The organism is Listeria cossartiae subsp. cayugensis, assembly GCF_014229095.1.
GTDB classification, from domain to species: Bacteria; Bacillota; Bacilli; order Lactobacillales; family Listeriaceae; genus Listeria; species Listeria cayugensis.
The window spans coordinates 1,215,607-1,231,380 of the sequence record NZ_JAARZC010000001.1 but is presented as its reverse complement, the minus strand read 5'-3'; the positions used below and the strand labels follow the sequence as shown (position 1 = coordinate 1,231,380).

General features: G+C 38.8%; 13 protein-coding genes and 1 other annotated feature. Of the genes, 12 read left to right on the top strand and 1 reads right to left on the bottom strand.

What is annotated here, in order from left to right; translation table 11 throughout:
* The first annotated feature begins 6 nt into the window (after nt 1-6).
* The 11 genes from ruvB (at nt 7) to dtd (ending at nt 12,725) form a co-directional block, all read left to right on the top strand.
* A complete protein-coding gene (gene ruvB, locus HCB49_RS06215; RefSeq protein ID WP_185604384.1) occupies nt 7-1,014 on the top strand; it encodes a Holliday junction branch migration DNA helicase RuvB in 1,008 nt (335 codons plus the stop codon).
* Between the two features lie 3 nt (nt 1,015-1,017).
* The gene (gene queA, locus HCB49_RS06210; RefSeq protein WP_185479850.1) at nt 1,018-2,046 is read left to right on the top strand and encodes a tRNA preQ1(34) S-adenosylmethionine ribosyltransferase-isomerase QueA; all 1,029 of its coding nucleotides are present in this window, start codon (nt 1,018-1,020) and stop codon (nt 2,044-2,046) included.
* Between the two features lie 86 nt (nt 2,047-2,132).
* Nucleotides 2,133-3,272, top strand: a complete 1,140-nt coding sequence (gene tgt, locus HCB49_RS06205) for a tRNA guanosine(34) transglycosylase Tgt (protein ID WP_069888766.1) — start codon at nt 2,133-2,135, stop codon at nt 3,270-3,272.
* Nucleotides 3,273-3,305: 33 nt separating this feature from the next.
* Nucleotides 3,306-3,626 (top strand): preprotein translocase subunit YajC, encoded by a 321-nt coding sequence (gene yajC, locus HCB49_RS06200; protein WP_008947900.1) that lies wholly within the window; start codon nt 3,306-3,308, stop codon nt 3,624-3,626.
* Between the two features lie 144 nt (nt 3,627-3,770).
* Complete coding sequence (locus HCB49_RS06195; protein WP_185604518.1) at nt 3,771-4,061, top strand: post-transcriptional regulator; 291 nt, start codon at nt 3,771-3,773, stop codon at nt 4,059-4,061.
* A 101-nt stretch (nt 4,062-4,162) separates the two neighbouring features.
* Entirely contained in the window at nt 4,163-6,427 is a 2,265-nt protein-coding gene (gene secDF, locus HCB49_RS06190) for a protein translocase subunit SecDF (RefSeq protein ID WP_185604383.1), read from the top strand.
* A gap of 96 nt (nt 6,428-6,523) precedes the next feature.
* Nucleotides 6,524-6,868: a LapA family protein gene (locus HCB49_RS06185; protein ID WP_185479853.1), complete on the top strand. Its 345-nt coding sequence runs from the start codon at nt 6,524-6,526 to the stop codon at nt 6,866-6,868.
* Nucleotides 6,869-6,973: 105 nt separating this feature from the next.
* A complete protein-coding gene (gene recJ / locus HCB49_RS06180) occupies nt 6,974-9,325 on the top strand; it encodes a single-stranded-DNA-specific exonuclease RecJ (RefSeq protein WP_185604382.1) in 2,352 nt (783 codons plus the stop codon).
* A complete protein-coding gene (locus HCB49_RS06175; protein ID WP_003727399.1) occupies nt 9,315-9,836 on the top strand; it encodes an adenine phosphoribosyltransferase in 522 nt (173 codons plus the stop codon). Before recJ ends, HCB49_RS06175 begins: the two co-directional genes overlap by 11 nt.
* Nucleotides 9,837-10,041: 205 nt before the next feature.
* The gene (locus HCB49_RS06170) at nt 10,042-12,258 is read left to right on the top strand and encodes a RelA/SpoT family protein (RefSeq protein ID WP_185604381.1); all 2,217 of its coding nucleotides are present in this window, start codon (nt 10,042-10,044) and stop codon (nt 12,256-12,258) included.
* Between the two features lie 14 nt (nt 12,259-12,272).
* A complete protein-coding gene (dtd, locus tag HCB49_RS06165) occupies nt 12,273-12,725 on the top strand; it encodes a D-aminoacyl-tRNA deacylase (protein WP_185604380.1) in 453 nt (150 codons plus the stop codon).
* A 38-nt stretch (nt 12,726-12,763) separates the two neighbouring features.
* Here the strand turns inward: dtd and HCB49_RS06160 are convergent, their stop codons facing one another.
* Complete coding sequence (locus HCB49_RS06160; RefSeq protein ID WP_008947893.1) at nt 12,764-14,047, bottom strand: N-acetylmuramoyl-L-alanine amidase family protein; 1,284 nt, start codon at nt 14,045-14,047, stop codon at nt 12,764-12,766.
* 159 nt (nt 14,048-14,206) lie between these two features.
* Nucleotides 14,207-14,433: a binding site (T-box leader), on the top strand.
* A 63-nt stretch (nt 14,434-14,496) separates the two neighbouring features.
* On the opposite strand from HCB49_RS06160, the gene hisS reads away from it, so the two are divergent.
* Entirely contained in the window at nt 14,497-15,774 is a 1,278-nt protein-coding gene (gene hisS / locus HCB49_RS06155; protein WP_185604379.1) for a histidine--tRNA ligase, read from the top strand.

Here is a 15,774-nt window from a genome sequence, read left to right as displayed (position 1 = left end):
TGTGGCATGGATGAACGAATTATTTCAAGTGAAACGGTAGACGCAGAAGAAGTATCTTTTGAAACTAGTTTGCGGCCACAGAACCTTTCACAATATATTGGGCAAGACAAAGTAAAGAATAATTTAACCGTCTTTATTGAAGCTGCCACGCTCCGAAATGAAGCGCTTGATCATGTGCTTTTATACGGGCCACCAGGGCTTGGTAAAACAACCCTTGCGATGGTTATTGCTGCGGAAATGGGTAGCCAAATTAAAACAACGAGCGGACCGGCTATTGAGCGACCAGGCGATTTGGCGACCATTTTGACAAGCCTAGAACCAGGGGATGTTTTATTTATTGATGAAATTCATCGATTATCTAGAGCAATTGAAGAAATTTTATATCCGGCAATGGAAGATTATTGTTTGGATATTGTGATTGGGACAGGTCCTACCGCGCGTTCTGTTCGGCTGGATTTGCCACCGTTTACACTCATTGGGGCAACCACTCGGGCTGGGCTTTTATCGGCGCCACTTCGAGATCGTTTTGGAGTGATTGACCACCTTGAATTTTATACAGAAGAGCAGTTAACCGAAATTGTACTGCGAACATCAAGCATATTAGATACAAAAATCGATGAGCTTGGTGCACGTGAAATTGCTAGACGTTCAAGAGGGACCCCGCGGATTGCCAATCGTTTATTAAAACGAGTACGTGATTTTGCGCAAGTTCGTGGAAATGGAACCGTTACGGAGAAGTTGGCCAAAGAAGCGCTTACCTTATTGCAAGTGGATCCAAGAGGCTTAGACACGATTGACCAAAAGTTACTGCACACAATTATCCAATCATTTAGAGGTGGACCAGTCGGATTAGATACGATTGCTGCCAGTATCGGTGAAGAAAGAGAAACCATTGAAGACATGCAAGAGCCATATTTACTACAAATCGGTTTTCTACAAAGAACGCCGCGCGGAAGAATCGCGACAAAAACGGCGTATAACCATTTAGGAATAAGTTATGAAAAAGAGGTATAAAGCATGAAAGTAGAAGATTTCGATTTTGATTTACCAGAAGAGTTAATTGCGCAAACACCATTACTAGACCGGACTTCAAGCCGACTAATGGTGCTCGATAAAAAATCAGGTGAAATAAAAGATCAACATTTCACGGATATTATTAGTTACTTAAATGAAGGGGACGCATTAGTTTTAAATGATACACGCGTTCTCCCAGCTAGACTTCATGGCATTAAAGATGAAACTGGCGCACACATTGAAGTATTGCTTTTAAAACAAAAAGAAGGTAATGCTTGGGAAACACTAGTCAAACCTGCCAAAAGAATTCGTAAAGGCGCGACAATTACATTTGGTGATGGTGCTTTAAAAGCGACTTGTTTGGAAGAATTAGAGCATGGCGGCCGGATTCTCGAATTTTCTTACGAGGGGATTTTTTATGAAGTATTGGAGCAACTTGGTGAAATGCCGCTACCTCCATACATTAAAGAGCAACTGGCTGACCAAGATCGTTACCAAACCGTTTATGCGAAAGAAAATGGTTCCGCTGCGGCACCGACTGCCGGTCTTCATTTTACGGAGGATTTACTAGCACAAATTAGTGCAAAAGGCGTAGAAATTATTTTCGTGACACTCCACGTTGGGCTTGGAACATTCCGCCCGGTAGATGTAGAAGATACTGCCAACCATAAAATGCATTCGGAATTTTATCGTTTAACAGAGGAATCTGCGGCGCGAATTAACCAAATCAAGGCACAAGGCGGAAAAGTAGTTGCAGTTGGAACGACCTCCATTCGTACATTAGAAACGATTGCGAGCCGCCACGATGGCAAATTAGTTGCTGAATCTGGTTGGACGGAGATTTTTATTTCTCCCGGGTATACTTTCCAAGCAGTAGATGCCTTAATCACTAATTTCCATTTACCGAAATCGACCTTGATTATGCTTGTATCTGCTTTATCAGATCGTACGAAGATTTTAGCAGCTTATAATCATGCTGTAGAAGAACAATATCGCTTCTTTAGTTTTGGCGATGCAATGTTTATTCATTAAATTGCGAAAAAATTAACAGAAAAGCTTGTTTTCAGCAGTGATTTTCGTTATGCTAGTGAATAGAGTAAATTAGAAAGAGGTAAGACATGTCTGCCATTCGTTATGAACTAATAAAAACAGATAAACAAACTGGTGCTCGTCTTGGTAAAATTCATACACCACACGGCACTTTTGATACACCTATGTTTATGCCAGTTGGGACACTTGCAACGGTAAAAACAATGTCGCCCGAAGAATTAAAAGCAATGGGTGCTGGAATTATTTTAAGTAATACGTATCATTTATGGTTACGTCCTGGAGAAGAACTTATCCGAGAAGCGGGCGGACTACATAAATTTATGAACTGGGATCAACCAATCTTAACGGATTCAGGTGGTTTTCAGGTGTTTAGTTTGAGTAAAATGCGTGATATCAAAGAAGAAGGTGTTCATTTCCGTAACCATTTAAACGGGGACAAACTTTTCTTATCACCAGAAAAAGCGATTCAAATTCAAAATGCGCTTGGGTCGGATATTATGATGAGTTTTGATGAATGTCCACCATACCCAGCGTCTCATGAATATATGAAAAAATCAGTGGAAAGAACATCACGCTGGGCTGAACGTGGCTTAAAAGCACACGAAAGACCAGAAGACCAAGGTTTGTTTGGTATCGTTCAAGGTGGAGCTTACGAAGATTTACGTGCTCAAAGTGCGAAAGATCTCGTATCACTAGACTTCCCAGGCTATTCCATCGGTGGACTATCCGTTGGTGAACCTAAAGATGTGATGAACCGAGTATTAGAACATACAACACCACTATTACCAGCCAATAAACCACGTTACTTAATGGGCGTAGGTTCGCCTGACTCATTAATTGATGGCGTAATTAGAGGAGTGGACATGTTTGACTGTGTTCTTCCTACACGTATCGCACGAAATGGTACTTGTATGACATCAAATGGTCGCTTAGTTATCAAAAATGCTAAGTTTACCCATGATTTCCGTCCAATCGATGAAAATTGTGATTGTTATACATGTAAAAATTATTCACGTGCATACATTCGACACTTGATTCGTTGTGAGGAAACATTTGGAATTAGACTTACAACTTATCATAATCTTCATTTTCTGTTAAACTTAATGAAGCAAGTCCGTGGCGCTATTATGGAAGATCGTCTTGCTGATTTTAGGGAAGAATTTTTTGAGCAATATGGATTCAATCGTCCTGATGCAAAAAATTTCTAAATATATATAAAGTATCGAAAGGAGTTGGAAAATATGGGTAGCATTGTAACATTTATACCAATTATCTTGATGATCGTTTTGTTTTACTTCTTATTAATCAGACCACAACAAAAACGTCAAAAAGAAGTACAAAATATGCAAAGTAGTTTAGCTAAAGGTGATAAAATTATTACTATTGGTGGACTTCACGGTATTGTTGAAGCAATTGAAGATGGCACAGTCATTTTGAAATGCGGAAACAGCAAATTAACTTTTGACCGTAATGCAGTAAGAACTGTACTTGAAAAAGGTACTTCTAATTCAGTTGTAACAGAAACAATTTCTGATGACACGGAAGTAGAAGACAACAAATAATACTTGAAATAAAAATGCCATTTCCCTTTAAACGGTGAAATGGCATTTTTTAACCATAAAATTAGAGCTTATACTTTCCATTTAAGCTTTTTTTAGATAAAATGGGAATATGCTTATTGTTTAAGAAAGGGGGATGACTTAATGATGGATGCATTTTCGGAATGGTATGAAGATTTAGCACCTGCGATTGCGATAAAAGTTGAAGATTTTCATATTTTAGGTTACCGGGAAATTAAGGCAAGCCACATTTGGGCATTTTTAACAGAAGAAAAGTGGAAGAATAAAACAACCCCTGCTTTGCATGAACGAATTAATGATGTTATGCAAATGAATATTGGACAATTAATGCAATTTATTATGACAACAGCTGAACAAGAATCTAATAACCATGTTTCTCAAGCGATTAATGTGCTTCAACCGAATGTGGAAGATTAACAGCCTGTTAGCAAATGCTTGAGTTTAGTACATAAAAATAGAAGTATTTGTTGTTAGACTGGGATTTGTTATGGTTTAGATGAGGGAGGAACGAAACAGAAATGGTAAAAAAGAGTAAGATAGTTATTTTCTTTCTAGTAGTTGCAATTATCTTTGGTGCTGTATTTGGCACCGCAAAAATGGTTATGCAAAACATCAACTTAGGCTTGGATCTTCAAGGGGGATTCGAAGTTCTTTATGAAGTTTCGCCAGCTGATGGTAAAGGCACTGTATCAAAACAAACGTTAACAGATACAGTAACATCACTTGATAAACGTATCAATTCATTAGGTGTTGCAGAGCCAAGTATCCAAATCGAAGGAGATAACCGTATTCGTGTGCAACTGGCTGGGATAACTGACCAAGCAGAAGCGCGGAAAATGCTCTCCACTACAGCGCAATTATCATTTAGAGATGCAAATGACAAAATGATGATGAACGGTAGTGACTTAGTAGCAGGCGGAGCAAAACAAGCTTTCGATTCAAGTAATAATCCAATTGTTACCTTAAAACTAAAAAGCGCAGATAAATTTGCTAGCGTTACAAAAACAATTTTAGCAGAAGCACCTGACAATCAATTAGTTATTTGGTTAGATTGGAAAGAAGGACAAAAATACAAAACAGAACGCGAGAAGAAAGATCCAGCTTACTTATCAGCGCCAAACGTAAGTAGTGTGCTTGATACAGATAAAGTCGAAATCTCCGGAAGCTTCACAACGGAAGAAGCCAAAGATTTAGCTGAACTTCTGAACTCCGGTGCGCTTCCTGTGAAAATGACAGAAGTTTATTCGACATCTGTTGGGGCACAATTTGGTCAAGATGCGCTACAAGAAACTATTTTAGCGGGTATTATTGGTGTTATGGCTATCTTTATTTTCATGATGGCAGTTTACCGTTTACCTGGTGTTGTCGCATCTATCACATTAGTTGCTTACACTTATTTAGTATTATTAATTCTGAGCCTGCTTCACGCGACGCTTACTTTACCAGGGATTGCCGGTTTGATTCTGGGGATAGGTATGGCTGTTGACGCGAACGTAATCACATACGAGCGGATAAAAGAAGAAATCAAGGTCGGTAGGTCGACCAAAGCTGCTTTCGAAGTCGGTGGAAAAGAAGCTTTCCGTGCGATTTTAGATGGTAACTTAACGACACTTATCGTGGCTGCGGTTCTCTTCTACTTCGGAACAAGCTCCATTAAAGGTTTTGCTACAGTATTGATCATTAGTATTTTAGTCAGCTTCTTGACAGCCGTTTGGGGATCAAGATTCTTACTTGGATTATTAGTGAAAAGTAATTGGCTTAACAATAAACCAGGATTCTTTGCGGTTAGACGTAAAGATATTCATAACTTACACGAAGGTATCAATAGCTTTAGCTTAAAAACACACTTTGATCGTTATGATTTTGTTAAACATCATCGTCTGTTCTTATCCATTTTTACTGCTATCGTCATTGTGGGTATCGTTATTCTATCGATATTCAAATTGAACCTTGGCATCGACTTTGCCAGTGGGACGCGCGCAGAAGTAACTGCGAACCAAACACTGACAGAAACGCAAATTAAGAAAGATTTAAAAGAAATTGATATGCCATCTGATGATATTGTTTTCCAAGGATCCGGTTCTAAAACAGCCGTTATTTCTTACAAAGGAACTTTATCTCAAAATGACGTAGCTAAATTTAAAGATTACTTTGAAGACAAATATAAGCACGAACCAAGCATTAGTACCGTTTCACCAACTGTCGGGAAAGAACTTGCCAAAAATGGCTTCTGGGCACTCGGTGTGGCTTCTGTGTTGATTGTACTTTATATTGCGGTACGATTTGAGTTTTATATGGGGATTGCGGCGATTCTGTCCTTACTATTCGACGCATTTATTATCTTCATCTTCTTTAGTGTTACAAGGCTGGAGGTTGACTTGACCTTCATTGCCGCGGTTCTTACAGTTATCGGTTATTCGATAAATGATACGATAGTCACCGCCGACCGGATACGGGATATTAGTACGAAGATGCAGCGTTTCAAAACGAAAGAAGAGATTGCCGATGCAGTTAACAAAGCATTGCGCCAAACATTCACTCGTTCTATCAATACCATTTTAACGGTTATTTTCACTGTACTTGCACTTGTGCTGTTCGGTAGTGAGTCTATTCTGAACTTCTCCATCGCTTTACTTGTTGGACTTGTTTCCAGTGTATTCTCGTCTATCTTTATGGCGATGCAATTATGGTATGTATTTAAAGCAAGACAACTACGTAAAAAAGGACCGATTAGCACGGTTAAAAAGAAAAAACCACGCAATAACGGACAACCTGTCGTTTAAAAACAATGGCCGAATTTCATAAAAAGAGATTCGGCCGTTTTTAATAGGCTGGAAACGGGTAAATAGTAAGATAATTGTTGCAAGGAGGAGAAAAAAATGAAAGAAAATAAAGTACAGTGGCAAGTAATTGCGGGAATTATTTTAGCACTTATTATTGCAATATTTGCAGTTATCAATGTAGATCCAGTAGAAGTGAACTTTTTATTTGCTCAAGCAGAATGGCCATTAATTTTAATTATTATTGGGTCGGTTCTTTGCGGTTGCTTGATTATCTTTTTCTTAAATATCGCGAAATCTCGTGGAATGAAGAAAAAAGTAAAGCAATTAACAGCCGAAAAAGCAGAAGTAGAACGTCAACTGGCGGCTGCTAAAGCAATGAAAACTCATTCCTCTCAAGTGGAAAAACGAGATACTGAAAAAGTAGTAGATACAACGAAATAAAGAAATGGACGCTGACTTTTGAAGTTGGCGTTTTTTGTTTTGAAGATTCCTCTTGGTTTTTCTAGTGATTTTCGATATAATAGGAAGGTTGAGAGGTGGGGTAATGTGATTCATTCAAAATACTTATGGAATATCGAGGAAGCAGCAGAAGATAAAGCTAGCCAATTAGCGGAACAGCTAAAAATCTCGCTTCCACTTGCCAAACTACTTTGGAAAAGAAAAATTACAACGCAAGGACAATTCGATAAATTTTTCCACCCAGAAAAATATGAAAGCTATGACCCATTTTTATTTGCAGAGATGGATCTTGCAGTTGCTAGAATTAAGCAAGCGATAGAATTAAATGAGCAAATTTTAGTTTACGGCGATTACGATGCGGATGGTGTTACGAGTATTGCCGTGTTAATGAAAACGCTGCGGCATTTAGGTGCGAACGCCGAATTTTATATTCCTAATCGTTTTACAGAAGGATACGGGCCAAATATTGCCGCATTTGATATGGCGAAAAATCAAGGTACAGATTTAATTATTACGGTTGATAATGGGATTGCAGCACTGGAAGTAATGACACATGCGAAAGAAATCGGCTTAGATGTTATCGTTACAGATCACCATGAGCCGCGTGAAGTAATGCCAGAAGCTGTCGCGGTTATTCACCCGAAACATCCAAAGTCTGCTTATCCATTTGATGAGCTTGCTGGTGTTGGTGTTGCGTATAAATTATCTCATGCGTTACTTGGAGAAGAGCCGAAAGAGTTACTTGATTTGGTTGCTGTTGGTACGGTTGCAGATTTAGTTTCTTTAACAGATGAAAACCGTTTGCTCGTGCAACTTGGTTTGCGTCAATTGCGCGAATCCGCGAATATCGGCCTTTCTGTTTTAGCCAAGAAAGCTAGCCTAAAGCTGGAAGAGGCGACAGAAGAAACAATTGGTTTTGGTTTGGCGCCGCGACTTAATGCTGTTGGTCGTTTAGGTCCAGCTGATCCAGCTGCTGATTTACTTTTAACAGAAGATCCAGAAGAGGCGCTTTTCTTAGCAGAAGAAATTGACGATGCGAATAAAGAACGAAAACAAGTCGTAGTAGATACAACGAAACTCGCGATGGAAGTAATCGAAGCGAAAGAAACGTTAGGGAATGTCCTCGTTGTTTACGGAGAAGGTTGGAATACCGGTATCCTCGGTATTGTTGCTTCGAAATTAGTTGGAACATACTCTCGCCCGGCGATTGTACTCGGCATTGATCCGGTAACTGGTATTGCCAAAGGATCTGGTCGGAGTGTGGATGCGTTTCATTTGTATCAAGCGCTGGATAAACATCGCGATTTAATGACTGCTTTTGGTGGGCATCCAATGGCGGCAGGACTAACGTTGCCAGCTGAAAACTTAGCTGAATTAGAAGCTAAACTGCAAGAAGAAGCTAGTTATCTTTCAGAAGAAGATTTTCGGCCAGCTTTAAAAATAGAAGAAAAAATCGATTTAGCGGATGTTTCTGTTGCGTTTATTGCACAGTTAGAAAAATTAGCGCCGTTCGGCATGGACAATCCGAAACCGATTTTCCTTTTAGAGAATATGCATCTGAAAGGGACGAAGAGAATCGGGGCGGATAAAACCCATCTAAAAACGATGCTTGCGACGAATAATAGTGATGCTACACTAGATTCTATCGGATTTGGCGTCGGTGATTTGGTAGACAAAATTTCTCCTTCAGCAGCAGTGAATGTCGTTGGGGAATTGTCCATCAATGAATGGAATAATGTCAAAAAGCCACAGTTGCGAATGATGGATATTCATATCGCACACTGGCAACTTTTTGATGTGCGGAGTAAGGCGGAATGGGCGAGAATCCTTCAAGAAAAAGTCACATCAAGAGTGTTCGTTTGCTTTGAAGAAAGGACGATTGCTGCGCTCGGTGAACAAAAGTATATTTTAGTCGATGAAAAAGCTGATTTTACGGCTGATTTCGAGACAGAAGAACTTGTTTTCGCGGATATGCCTACTAACATCGAATTAATTGAAACGATTGTTCGTGAAACAAAACCAGAACGGATTTTTGTCCATTTTGATGCGGCTGAAGGGAATCAAATCCCAGCAATACCGGACCGAGTAGCGTTTGCAGAGCTATATAGTTTAATAAAAAAATTCCAACCATTTCCAATCGAAAAGTACACACCACGGCTAATGCAGAAGTTTGGCTGGAATAAAGATCAAATAGATTTCATGTCAAAGGTGTTTTTTGATTTAGAATTTGCTAAAATGGATAGTGGTCAGATTATTATCAATGAAGTTGTTGAAAAACGTAATCTGGACGAGTCACTTGTTTATCAACAAAAGGTAGAAGAAATAACTACAAGAAAAAAACTGTTGTACTCCAATTATACTGAGCTTCATAGTTGGATGAAATCAATGATGGAAACATCAATTTACCCGAATGCGGAGGAACTAGAAAATGGAAATTAAAGATTTACAAGATTACGTAGCGATTGTGAACGATTGGCCGAAAAAAGGTATTGTTTTTAAAGATATCACGCCACTTATGAATGACGGAGAAGCTTATCGTTTTGCTACAGATAAAATTGTGGAATATGCAAAAGAATTAAAAATTGATATTATTGTTGGACCAGAAGCGCGTGGTTTCATTATTGGTTGCCCAGTTGCTTATGCGTTAGGAATTGGTTTTGCGCCAGTTCGTAAACCAGGAAAACTTCCTCGTGAAACAATCGAAATGGAATACGATTTAGAATATGGAACTAATAAATTATCGATGCATAGCGATGCCATCAAACCAGGTCAACGCGTACTTATTACCGATGATTTGCTAGCAACAGGAGGAACAATCGAAGCGACAATTAAACTAGTAGAAGAACTAGGCGGTATCGTAGCTGGTTGTGCATTCCTAATCGAGTTAAAAGAACTAGAAGGACACAAAAAATTAAATGGTTATGACCGTTTAATCTTGATGCAATTATAAAAAATAAACTACTCCTATTATTTTAGGGGTAGTTTTTTGATTGAAAAAGCCGGAAAGTACTAGAAAATCTGAAAAATCAAGGAAAAGTGCTTTCTAAACAAAGTGGGCTCATGCTATAATATTAGACAAGAATATTTTTTAGAGCACTCAGTTATTGGGTGTTTTTAAGTTGTATATATGACAAGGGATAAGAGGGTGAATGTAAATGGCGAAAGAACAAAATCTGACAGCTGAGCAAGTCATCGATATGGCTTCTCATTATATGAATCAGGAACATCTAGCGCTTGTGAAAAAAGCGTATGAATTTGCGCGCGATTCTCATAAAGAACAATTTCGTAAATCAGGTGAGCCGTATATTATTCATCCAATTCAAGTTGCTGGCATTTTAGTAGAATTAAAAATGGATCCATCGACAGTAGCATCAGGATTTTTGCATGATGTCGTGGAGGACACGCCAGTCACGCTAGCAGATTTAGAAGAAGTTTTCGGCAGTGAAGTTGCCATGCTAGTAGACGGTGTAACAAAACTTGGTAAAATCAAATATAAATCACATGAAGAACAACAAGCAGAAAATCACCGAAAAATGTTCATTGCTATGGCGCAGGATATCCGCGTTATTTTAATTAAACTGGCAGACCGTTTGCATAATATGCGGACGTTAAAACATTTGCCAGTAGAAAAACAACGTAGAATTGCGAATGAAACATTAGAAATCTTTGCACCACTTGCGCATCGTCTAGGGATTTCCCGCGTAAAATGGGAACTAGAAGATACGGCGTTACGTTATTTAAATCCGCAACAATATTACCGCATCGTTCATTTAATGAAACAAAAGCGGGATGCCAGAGAGCACTATTTACATGATGTAATTGATGGCGTCAATGAAAACCTAGATGAACTCAATATTCAAGCAGATATTTCTGGTAGACCGAAACACATCTACTCGATTTACCGGAAAATGAGCGAACAAAACAAACAATTTAACGAAATTTATGATTTACTGGCAGTTCGAATCGTTGTTAGCAGTATCAAGGATTGTTATGCTGTTCTTGGTATCATTCATACGCGCTGGAAACCGATGCCAGGACGCTTTAAAGATTATATTGCGATGCCGAAGTCCAATATGTATCAATCGATTCATACGACCGTTATCGGGCCTCAAGGTGAACCGCTTGAAGTTCAAATTAGAACACACGAAATGCATCAAATCGCTGAGTACGGGGTTGCGGCACACTGGGCTTACAAAGAAGGTAAAGTCGTCAACTCTAAAACATCCTTCGATAACAAACTAACGTGGTTCCGTGAAATTTTAGAATATCAAAATGAATCGGATAACGCCGAAGAATTTATGGAAAGTTTAAAACTCGATTTATTTTCCGATGTTGTCTACGTATTCACACCAAAAGGCGATGTATACGAGCTGCCGAATGGCTCTGTGCCACTTGATTTTGCTTACCGTGTCCATACAGAGATTGGAAACAAAACAATCGGTGCAAAAATTAACGGAAAAATTGTCACGTTAGATTATAAATTAAAAACGGGCGATATTATTGATATTTTAACGTCCAAACATTCATATGGACCAAGCCGCGATTGGTTGAAATTAGTTCAGACGTCCCAAGCACGCAACAAAATCAAACAATTTTTCAAACGACAAGCAAAAGAAGAAAATGTCGAAAAAGGTCGCGATTTAATAGAAAAAGAAATCAGACAGCTTGGATTCGAACCGAAAAAAATTATGGTTCCCGAAAATCTGCGTAAACTAGCGGATAAATTGAATTTCTCGCATGAAGATGATTTGTTTGCGGCAGTTGGATATAATGGCATTACGGCGCTACAAGTGGCCAATCGCCTAACAGAAAAATTACGTAAAGAGCGAGAAATCGAAGCAGAAACCGAGAAGTTGCTCACACAATCTGAGAATAAACCATCTAATTCAGATGCAAACAATGAAAAACTGAAAATTAAACACAATGCGGGCGTCGTTGTTCAAGGTGTAGGAAACTTACTGATCCGCCTTTCAAGATGTTGTAATCCAGTACCTGGTGATGATATTGTTGGTTACATTACAAAAGGTCGCGGAATTTCTATTCACCGTCAAGATTGCCCGAATGTACAAGCAATCGAGCCAGAACGACTAATCGATGTTGATTGGGAAGACACTGATTCGCAGGCTAAAAATGATTATAATGTTGATATCGAAATTTATGGCTATAATCGCAACGGTTTATTAAATGATATTTTGCAAGTAATCAATAGCTTGACTTCCAATATTAACGGCGTCAATGCCAAAGTCGATAATAATAAAATGGCAACCTTAGTTGTTACGCTGCAAATTCATAATATTAACCATTTACAACGCGTAGTGGATAAAATTAAACAAATTCCAGATGTCTATACTGTAAGAAGATTAATGAACTAAAGGAGTGAAGCGGAGTGCGTGTACTACTACAAAGATGTTATGAAGCATCTGTCAGAGTGGAAGAGGAAGTTATCGGCGAAATAGCTGGTGGTCTTTGTCTGTTAGTTGGATTTACTCATAGCGATACACCAGAAATAGTCGACTATATAGCGAATAAAATCGTTGGACTACGAATTTTTGAAGATGAGTCGGAAAAGATGAATATTTCTTTAGCTGAACGCGGTGGGGCTATTCTTAGCGTATCTCAGTTCACTTTATATGCAGATGTTAGTAGAGGGAAACGTCCGAGCTTTACAAAATCCGCACCAGGCGAAAAAGCAGAAGCGCTTTATGACTTATTTAATCAAAAGCTTTCAGAGGCAGGTTTTATTGTTGAAACAGGGGTGTTTGGCGCAGCAATGGATGTGAAAATTGTCAACCATGGTCCAGTTACAATTATGCTTGATTCAGACGAAATGCGAAAATAAAAAAGCGATCATTCAGGTCATCTGAATGATCGCTTTTTTTAATTAGAGAAGTAATTGGATAAGCCATCTGTTACAGAGTCAGCAATTTGACTTCTATAAGATGCGGAATTGATATTACGTTCATCTTTTGCGGAACTTAGATAACCAAGTTCTAAAAGTACAGCCGGTTGTGAATTTTCTCTGACTACATAATAATCGCCAACTCTTGAGCCGCGGTTAGAAGTAGGGAGGTCGTTCCCAAGCGTTGTATTAATACTTTCAGCAAGCGATTTATCACTATTATCATAATAATAGGTTGTTTGACCGCTGACTGCTTTACTCGTATCTTCTAAACTATCAAAATGGATACTAATAAACACATCGGCGTTATTTTTAGCAGCTACATTCGTTCTTGCTTTTAATGAAATGTATTTATCGCTGTTTCTTGTTAAAATTACTTTCGCGCCTCTGGATTCGAGTTTTTCTTTTAATTGTTTAGCTGTTTTTAATGTCATTTCTTTTTCGATTGTGCCATTTGCACCTTTTGCACCGGGGTCATTGCCGCCATGTCCGGGGTCAATAACAATCGTTGCTTCGGATAATTTAGTTGTTTTACTACGCGGGCTAGATGTTTGTCCTTTATCGGAAACATCGACAACCCAGTTAGCTACATAACCTTCTTCGCCGCTTGTTGTACGAATTTTATACCAGTCACCTTGTACTCCTTGGATAGCAAACCCTTGGCCGGAATTTGCTTTTTCGATGACGGTACCATCGCGGCTTGGTTTATTTCTAATATTAGTGGAGTCGTCGCGAATGGTTACTGTTTGAAGTTCACTTTCATCAACTTTCGTAACGGATTCACGGATTGTTAAGTAATCGGAGCTAACCCATGCGCTTTTACCATTATATTGGATTTGCGCCCAGCCGTTTTGTTGGCTAGTTACTGTTACTTGATCCCCTTTATTTAGTAAGCCAAGTGAATTACTGGAGGTACTTGGTTTTTCGCGGACATTTAAGCCGCCATCAGATGAGACAATAGCTACACTGTTACTTGCAGCGCTGACGTCAGTATTTTCTACTAACCAGCTGGCAACCCAACCGCTATTCCCATTATCTAATTGCACTTTGTACCATTGATTTTCTTCACCGACTACCCGGAGTACTTCATTTTTTCTGGCTTGGCTCGTTACATCATAGGCTAAACCAGGACCGCTGCGGACATTTAAGACTTCTGCTTTGACGACAACGGAATTCGCATTCGCCATCGCAATGGTTGTAAATATACCTGCTGCAATCAATAAAATGGAGACAACGGTGATAAAAATGAATTTATTTTTCATTTAAAGCTAACACCACCCATATACTCATAAACTTTTATCTGACAGTAAAATGTTACCATAAAATGCGCTTTCATGGAACTAGAAAGTGGAATTTTATAAAAAAACTGGCAAAATGTTGACTTTTCAGTGTGTTTTTAGTAATCTTAGAATAATTCATATTTAAAACTAGCGACAGAGAAAAGTACGAAAATCCATGCTATACAGAGAATTTATCCCATTTGGCTGAAAGGATAAAGATAGTCATATTTTCCGAAAAGACACTCTCGAGGTTTCTTGTTGAAAACAGTAAGCAAGAACGTATTCAGGCGTTAACTGACTTAAGTGAGGACTTTTCATAGTTCTAATTAGGGTGGTACCACGGGTGTAAATAAACTCTCGTCCCTTGTTTTTATAACAAGTGACGGGGGTTTTTCTTTATATTTTGAAGTAGAAAAAGGAGGTTTATGGTGATGGATTTGCAATTACCAAGAGGGACACGAGATATTTTGCCAGAAGAGGTTAGCAAATGGCATTTTTTAGAAACAGAATTTAAAAAAGTTTGCGAAAACTACCGATACGAAGAGATTAGAACGCCGATTTTCGAACATACGGAATTATTTGAACGTGGGGTTGGCGATTCCACGGATATCGTATCGAAAGAAATGTACACGTTTGAAGATAAAGGTGGTAGAAGTTTAACGCTTAGACCAGAGGGGACTGCTTCTGTTGTTCGTGCTTTCGTTGAGCATAAATTATACGGCGAAGTGAGCCAACCAATCAAAATGTACTATAATGAGCCGATGTTCCGCTATGAACGTCCACAAGGTGGAAGACAGCGCCAATTTACCCAAATGGGTATTGAAGCACTTGGAAGCGATGATCCTTCTATTGATGTGGAAGTTATCTCGCTAGCAATGGAGTTTTTCCGCAGAATTGGACTTACAAACATTAAATTAGTTATTAATAGCCTTGGTGATAAAGAAAGCCGTTTGAAACATCGGGAAGCGCTGGTTGCTCATTTTGAGCCGCATATTGATGAATTCTGTTCGGAATGCCAAGTGCGTTTACACAAAAATCCTTTGCGCATTTTGGATTGCAAAAAAGATCATGATAATCCGCTTATTCAATCCGCACCATCTATTTTGGACTTTTTAAATGAAGAATCTGTTGCCTATTTTGAAAATGTAAAAAATTACTTAACGGCACTTGGGGTTCCTTTTGAAATTGATCCGACGATGGTTCGTGGTTTAGATTATTATAACCATACAACCTTCGAAATTATGAGTGTGGAAGAAGGTTTTGGCGCGAAAACGACACTTTGTGGTGGAGGAAGATATCATGGGTTAGTCAAAGAATTTGGCGGACCAGATACACCAGGAATCGGTTTTGGTATTGGTGTAGAACGAATTTTACTAGCCTTAGAAAAAGCGGATATCGAAATACCGGCCAAAAAGCCGCTGGAAGTATATGTGATAACTGCCCAACCAGAAGCAGAACTAAAAGCCGTAACTCTTGTAAATAAATTAAGACAAAACGGCATTAGCGCGGAAAAAGATTATTTAAAACGTAAATTCAAAGCACAACTAAAAGATGCCAATAGAAAAAATGCCATCTACACCATCATTCTTGGTGAGGAAGAACTACAAACAGGCAACTACCAATTGAAAAATATGGAAACAGGCGAGCAAGAAGCTGTGTCTGAAACAACGATATTAGAAAAATTAATAAACACCAAGGGGGAGAAATAA